The sequence below is a fragment of the Eudoraea adriatica DSM 19308 genome, from assembly GCF_000382125.1.
GTDB lineage: Bacteria > Bacteroidota > Bacteroidia > Flavobacteriales > Flavobacteriaceae > Eudoraea > Eudoraea adriatica.
This window is the reverse complement of sequence record NZ_KB907559.1, coordinates 1-7,326: the sequence shown is the minus strand read 5'-3', so window position 1 is coordinate 7,326 and position 7,326 is coordinate 1. Positions and strand designations below refer to the sequence as shown.

Here is a 7,326-nt window from a genome sequence, read left to right as displayed (position 1 = left end):
ACCGTTGTATGCCATGCTGAAAGAACAAAAGAGCTGTTTTATTGCCAACGTTAGAATTACATTAATAAGAAGGAGTATTATGAAATTTAAAAAACACTTAATAGCCATCCTTGGCTTAGGAATACTGATAACAGGGTGTAATCCTCAAAAAAATCCTGATCATTCAGAAAACCTGCAAAAGCAGGACGGGAGGGTTCTCCCATTTCCAAGAATTGCTTCTGAAAGCCAGACAGGCCAAACCTTGGCCGAAAGTAAATTAGCACCATGGCCAAACAACAAACACCTGGCTGATGATGCTCCTAATGTACTTATTGTTTTGATAGATGATGTTGGTTTCGGGGTTTCAGAAACATTTGGAGGGGAAGTAGCCACACCTACGCTTACAAAACTAGCAAACGAAGGAATTATGTATAACCGATTCCATACCACTTCAATCTGTTCTCCTACTCGGGCTTCTTTGCTAACTGGAAGAAACCACACAAGAGTGTCATCTGGCACCATTGCAGAACGAGCTGTTAATTTTGATGGATATACAGGCGTCATCCCCAAAACTTCAGCTACCGTAGCCGAAGTGCTTAAAAACTATGGTTACCATACTGCTGCCTTTGGAAAATGGCATAATTCACCTGCCAACCAAACTACGTCAATGGGACCAAAAGACTTTTGGCCAAATGGCTATGGATTTGAATATTTCTATGGATTTTTAGCGGGAGAAACCTCCCAATATGAACCACGATTATTTGAAAATTATAATGCCATTGAACCTCCCCACGACCCTAATTATCATTTGACAGAAGATATGGCAGAGCAAGGTCTTAAGTGGTTGGGAGAGCACAAAGCCTATTCGCCAGACAAGCCTTTTTTCATGTACTGGGCTCCGGGAGCCGCTCATGGTCCACATCATATTTTTAAAGAATGGTCAGAGAAATACAAAGACAAGTTTGATGGAGGTTGGGATGAATACAGAGCAAGAGTCTTTCAACGTCAGTTAGCTATGGGAATAATTCCTGAGGGGACTGAATTAACGGAAAGAGACTCCACAATGGTCGCATGGGATGATATTCCTGAAGATGAAAAAGAGTTTCAATTGCGCTTAATGGAAGTGTTTGCAGGTTTTGTAGAACATACGGATGTGCAAGTAGGTAAGCTAATCGACGGTATGGATGCTATGGGCTACAAAGACAACACCATCGTGATTTACATTTTTGGCGATAACGGTTCTAGTGCAGAAGGACAAAACGGCAGTATAAGTGAGTTGCTAGCTCAAAACCAGATACCTAACACCATTAGTCAACAAATGGCTGCATTGGACAAAATTGGTGGCTTAGATGCGCTAGGAACCAACAAGGTAGAAAACATGTATCATTCTGGTTGGGCATGGGCAGGAAGTACTCCGTTTAGAAGCACAAAATTGGTTGCAGCGCATTTTGGAGGAACACGAAACCCGATGGTGATTTCCTGGCCCAAAAGAATAAAACCTGACAAGGAAATTCGCAGCCAATTTCTTCATGTAAATGACATTGTTCCCACGCTGTATGATATTATAGGTATACAACATCCTGAAATTGTTAATGGCTTTGAGCAAGACCAGATGGATGGAAAAAGTTTTGCACAAACATTTACCAACCCCAATGCAGAGAATTTAAAAAAGACCCAATTTTTTGATAATAACGGTAGTCGTGGAGTTTATCATGAGGGTTGGTTTGCAAGTACATTTGGCCCACTGCGCCCTTGGGTTTCTGCACAAAAAGGATTAGAAGACTGGAACTCAAATGAAGACGTTTGGCAGCTTTATGATTTGAAAAATGATTTCTCACAAGCGCATGATCTTTCAGCCGAATATCCAGAAAAACTAGCTGAACTAAAAGAACTGTTTTTAAATGAAGCCAAGGAAAATAAAGATTTCCCCATTGGTGCGGGTATTTGGTTAAGGCTGCATCCGGAAGATGTGATTACCTCACCCTATACCGAATGGACATTTAACCAAACCACAACAAGGATGCCGGAATTTGCTGCACCAGGTCTTGGTAAAAAAAGTAATACCGTGGTGATAGATCTGGAGGTAAAAGAAAACCAAAGTGGTGTATTATATGCGCTCGGTGGAAGCGCTGGTGGATTAACTTGCTACATGGATAATGGCTATTTAAAATACGAATACAACATGATGATTATCCACCAATTTAAAGTGAGCAGTAAAAATAAAATTGGTATGGGTAAGCATGAATTTGAGATTACCACAAAGATAAAAGACAATAAGCCTGGAGCACCAGCAACGATCACTTTGAAAGTAGATGGTAAAGAAGTTGGTGCCATGACCACTTTGGGTACAGTGCCAGCGGCATTTTCAGCTAGTGAAACTTTGGATATTGGTACAGATTTAGGCTCGCCTGTTTCCTTCGATTATTTTGAAAAGGCACCATTTAAGTTTAACGGCACAATCAATTCTGTTTATATCAAATTATTGTAAATGAAAAGAAAGCACGGCATACAACATTGTATAAAAGCAATAGCGGTTTAGGTGCGAACTTGAACCGCTTTTTGTATCTATTTAAGTATCTTGCTATCTGGCAGTTTAGTGGCCTAAATCCGCTACTGCTCATATGCAGACCGTTGTGCGTAATTTGATTAGACTAACCAAAACAATAAAATATTATGAAAAAAAATATAGCATATATACTCTTTGTGGTAATAGCGTTAGGATTTTCACATATACAGGCACAAGATTCAGGTTTGAGCAGGACTGAAACTAATGTGATTTATGGAATGCATGGTGGACTTGCTTTATTAATGGATGTCTATGTTCCTACAAACCCAAATGGATATGGTATAATAGTCATTCCTGGAAGTGGTTTCCATCAACTTATGAGTTACGATGCCACACCTCTTAATAAAAATCCTTGGTATCTGACAAATATTATTGGAACTGATAATCTAATTAATAATGGATATACTCTATTTGTAATTAATCATCGTTCAGCACCAGTCTTTAGGTATCCTGCAGCAGTTGAAGATGCTCAACGAGCAGTTCAATTTATTAGAAGTAATGCTGAAGATTATAATATAAATAAAGAGCGTTTAGGAGCAATTGGACATTCATCCGGTGCCCAACTTGTGAGCATGCTCGGAACAATGGATGACATTAAAAATAAAGAGTCCAAAAACCCTATCGATAATGAGAGTAGTAAAGTTCAAGCTGTTGTGGCATTAGCTGGACTTTTTGATCTTTTTTCGTTTGCAAGTGGTTCAGAAGGTGATATTGGAGCTGTTGCATCTTACGTAGGAACTCACTTACCATCGTGGCGAGGCCCTGATTCTCCTCGCAAAAAAGAGTATGATAAATATGTCGCTGCCTCAACTACAAGTTATATAACAGAAGATGATGCTCACTTTTTATTAGTACATGGCACTAATGAAAATGTTGTTCCAACAAAACAATCTGAAAACTTCCACAAAATACTTTTGGAAAATAATGTCAATTCGAATTTGATTATAATTGATAATGGTGGACATGGCTTGAGGGTGAATGGTAAAGTTGCGACAGACAAATATTATGACGAAACAATAAAACTCTTTAACAAGGAAATTGTAAATAAATAAACTACGCACAACAACGTATATAAAAAATAGCGGTTTAAGTGCCTAATTATAAGGATATTAATAAATTATAGGTCAGTTATAAATCGAAAAAATAGTGCAATAAAATCCGCTACTTTTCATATACAAGACCGTTGTGCCTCATTATAACCAACCATTAACCGAACCAATGATAAAATTCTTTCGCAAAATACGCTACAACCTTATGAGTGAAAATAAAACTGGTAAGTACCTGAAATATGCTTTTGGCGAAATTATTCTTGTAGTCATTGGGATTTTAATTGCGCTTCAAATTAATAATTGGAATGAATTCAATAAAGACAGAGAGACTGGATTAGGTTACTTGAAGAGAATAAAAACTGACCTTGTAAAAGATACTCTTTATTTGAATGAAAGGATTCAATTAGCTGCAGACGAGAAAAGTTCTTTTAAGTTATTTATCAAGTTGATGCACGAAAAGCAAGCAACCCGAAAAGAATTCTCACAATTAATAAGTTCCGTTCTTTGGGATCTTTCTAATTTAATAATTGAGGATAAGTCTTACGTTGAAATAACCAACTCTGGAAAGCTCAACTATATCCATAATGAAACTATTAGGAATCAGATAATGGATTATTACAGAAAATGTGCCATTGATAATTTTCATATTTCGGAAATGAATGATACAGGGAATGATATGTTCACAAGGGACATATATATGCGGATACTACCATATTACACATCAGTGATAGATTCATTATATGATGGGGATAATTTATACAACAAACAAGATTGGAAGTTCATCAACAATCCCAATTCTAAAGAATTTAAGGACCTTCAAACGGTAGCAATCTATTATTGGTGGAAGCAAAATGTTAGTTTAAATTATTACAAAGATTTAGTTACATCTGCAAAAGAATTGATTCAGATCATCGATAATGAAATTAACCAAGTCAATTAATCAAATAACGAAAGCACAACAAACGATATAGCGCATGGTCTTACTTAGCCTTCTGCCAAGTGCCTGCTAAACATCCCGCTTATCTGCCGCCAAGAAACTGAAGTGCTTTATACCTTTTTCTGCTCGTGGGGGTTTTTTGATCTTCATAGCGCAGTGCATTCTGAACCTTTGATCACATCAGCAGATAAGCTACTTTTAGTGCAATTAATTAAGCTCGGAGGCCACAGCGCCATATCTGGGCGTTAGCGGGTATAGTGGTTTAATTAAAAAATAATGATAGAAAAGGACTGGTGCAGTCCTTTCTTTTTTCAAATGGCCATGAATAGCATGACGTAAACTGGACGGTTAGGGCCATTTTTAAAAAGGGGTTAGTGTATCATATTGGAGATGGGTGAAATCCCAGGAGTAGGCGCACTACACCCGCTAACATTACCTATAATTAAGTGCTGGCCTTTGTCAAAGAGAAAATCCCTAATTTTAACCAGCTCGATACCGGATAGAAAATCCTATTGGATTTCCCGCACCGTAATCATAGCTTTAACGTTGGCGGTAATATGAATCATATGGAGACTAGTACGAGAATATGAAAATATTAAAGAGAATTGGAAAGTGGATACTTATTATCCTTGGGAGCATTATTAGTTTAATTGCAGTCATTCTTTTAATTATAAGAATAAACAGTTCTGGGGTTGAAGAGCCTTTTCTCGATAAACATGGGAACATCCTTCCAAATAGTATTGCCATGCATGAGGATATGGTTATAAACGGTGCTCCTCAACGAATAACAATCAGAGGGAAAGATATAAACAATCCTGTGTTATTACAGGTACATGGTGGTCCTGGGAGTCCAGCGCCTCCAGCAATTTCAAAAATTGTTGGATTTGATTTAGAAGACCTATTTACAGTATGCTACTGGGAACAACGAGGTTCTGGATTGGCTTATAATGATAGTATACCTGACTCGACCATCACTTTAAATCAAATCGTTGATGATGGTTTGTTCGTGACAGACTATCTTAAAAAGACCTTCAATAAAGATAAAATATATATTGAAGGAACATCTTGGGGTACAACAGTAAGTGCATTTATGGTCCAAAAAGACCCCGAATCATTTCAGGCTTATATTGGTATTGGTCAGATGGCCAACCAACCGCTTTCAGAACAACTTTCTTACGATTTTGTGATGACAGAAGCCCAAAAACAAAATGATACTATTTCTTTAAATCAATTAAAAGGTATTGGACGACCGCCATATCCCAACAAATCGAATATAGAAATGACAAATGCTTGTGATATTGAACGTATGGTTGTAGTAAAATATGCACCACCTCGCATAAATATTGGTTTCAATTTTATAAAACAAATGTTCCTGGATAACGGTCTCACATTTAGTGAAAAATTTGCACCAATGATTAATAACCCAGAAGTATTTTATCCTGCATATAAACTATTATGGCCTAAATGCTTTAATAGTAATCTTATGCGTGATGTTCCGGAGTGGAAAGTACCCGTTTATCTATTACAAGGAGATAATGACCATTTTACGGAAACTTCATTGGCAAAGGCCTATTTTGATTCCATAACTGCTCCTTCAAAAAAATGGTATTTATTTGAAAATGCTACGCATGCTGTACAATTTGAATATCCTAAAAAATACCGTTCAATTTATATTAATGAAATATTAGAAAAATAAATACTAACGCCAACAAAGTATATAGCGCATTAGAACGCGCCATATACCAGACGTTGTAGCAAATTAACCAACCTATGAAAAATGTTTTAAATCAATACCAGAACGCTCATAAGTGGATGTTAATCCCTTGGATAATTATTATTATAGCATTTACACCGCAGTATTTTATGAGCTGGTCAACTGAACCCTGGCCTTATCATTTGCACGCACTTTCTGCTATGGCATGGTTTGCGTTACTGCTTTACCAACCATATCTGGCTACTCATGGAAAAATAAAACAACATCGCAAATGGGGTATGATTGGTTTATTCCTTGCAGGATCTGTTGTTTTTTCTGCGCTTTCAATTGTACCCACGAATGTCTATATAGGTGCAGTTGATGGAGGACAACCATTTTTTCCAGACTCATTCTTTTATGGTTTAGTTTTTACCGAAACCATACAAATTGTGGGTTTTGGCTTCGCTGTGATTATGGGAGTGATTAACTCAAAAAAAACAGAAGAACATGCTATCTGGATGATTTCATCTTTATTTTTCGGTTTTATGCCTGCATGGGCAAGATTTGTAATGTTCCCACTTTTATTTTTAGATGGACAAACAAATTGGATGGATGCTCAAACTTGTCTTAATATTGGTATTCCCTTATTTATAATGGTAGTGTTGCTAATTGGTTACAGACTAAAAAAGCTAAAACATCCTGCCATATTACTATCTATTCTATTCGTATTTATCATGCTTTTCACTATTCCAATTGGAGAGCTAGAATGGTATAGAGAGTTAGTCACACGCATTATGAAACCGACAATTCCTTGGAATTTATAAAACTTGCTACAACAAAGAACTGAGTTAAAATCCAAAGGAAATTAACTTAAATTCGAGACATAGTTTTCATCATAAGATAATCCTGATTTAGCTACTGCAAAAGCCTGTTTTAAGAGCTTATTAATCACTGCTATTAGGGCCAATTTTTTACTTTTCCCCTTAGCTACAATTCTTTCATATAATTCACGACAAGCCTTGTTATATTTACAGGCAGAGAAAGCACATAAAAAGAGTAGGTTTCTAAGTTTTTGATTACCCATTTTACTAATTCGGCTTTT

6 protein-coding genes are annotated in these 7,326 nt (G+C 36.8%); 5 read left to right on the top strand and 1 reads right to left on the bottom strand.

The features are described from left to right. The 5 genes from G504_RS0118020 to G504_RS0118000 form a co-directional block, all read left to right on the top strand. Positions 1–2,467 (top strand): arylsulfatase (locus tag G504_RS0118020; protein WP_205619677.1); only part of this gene is annotated, 2,467 nt, incomplete at its 5' end. Between the two features lie 185 nt (positions 2,468–2,652). After that, positions 2,653–3,597 carry an alpha/beta hydrolase gene (locus G504_RS0118015; protein ID WP_019671591.1) on the top strand — a complete coding sequence of 315 codons (945 nt, stop codon included), beginning with the start codon at positions 2,653–2,655 and terminating at the stop codon, positions 3,595–3,597. A gap of 166 nt (positions 3,598–3,763) precedes the next feature. Beyond that, positions 3,764–4,534, top strand: coding sequence for a DUF6090 family protein (locus G504_RS0118010; protein ID WP_026348689.1), 771 nt, complete (start codon positions 3,764–3,766; stop codon positions 4,532–4,534). Between the two features lie 583 nt (positions 4,535–5,117). Further along, positions 5,118–6,227: an alpha/beta fold hydrolase gene (locus G504_RS0118005; protein ID WP_019671589.1), complete on the top strand. Its 1,110-nt coding sequence runs from the start codon at positions 5,118–5,120 to the stop codon at positions 6,225–6,227. A 74-nt stretch (positions 6,228–6,301) separates the two neighbouring features. Then, complete coding sequence (locus tag G504_RS0118000) at positions 6,302–7,048, top strand: hypothetical protein (RefSeq protein ID WP_019671588.1); 747 nt, start codon at positions 6,302–6,304, stop codon at positions 7,046–7,048. Positions 7,049–7,089: 41 nt separating this feature from the next. Here G504_RS0118000 and G504_RS0117995 read toward each other — a convergent pair. Further along, positions 7,090–7,326, bottom strand: a 237-nt coding sequence (locus G504_RS0117995) for a transposase (RefSeq protein WP_019671587.1), incomplete at its 5' end; no start/stop codon positions are given.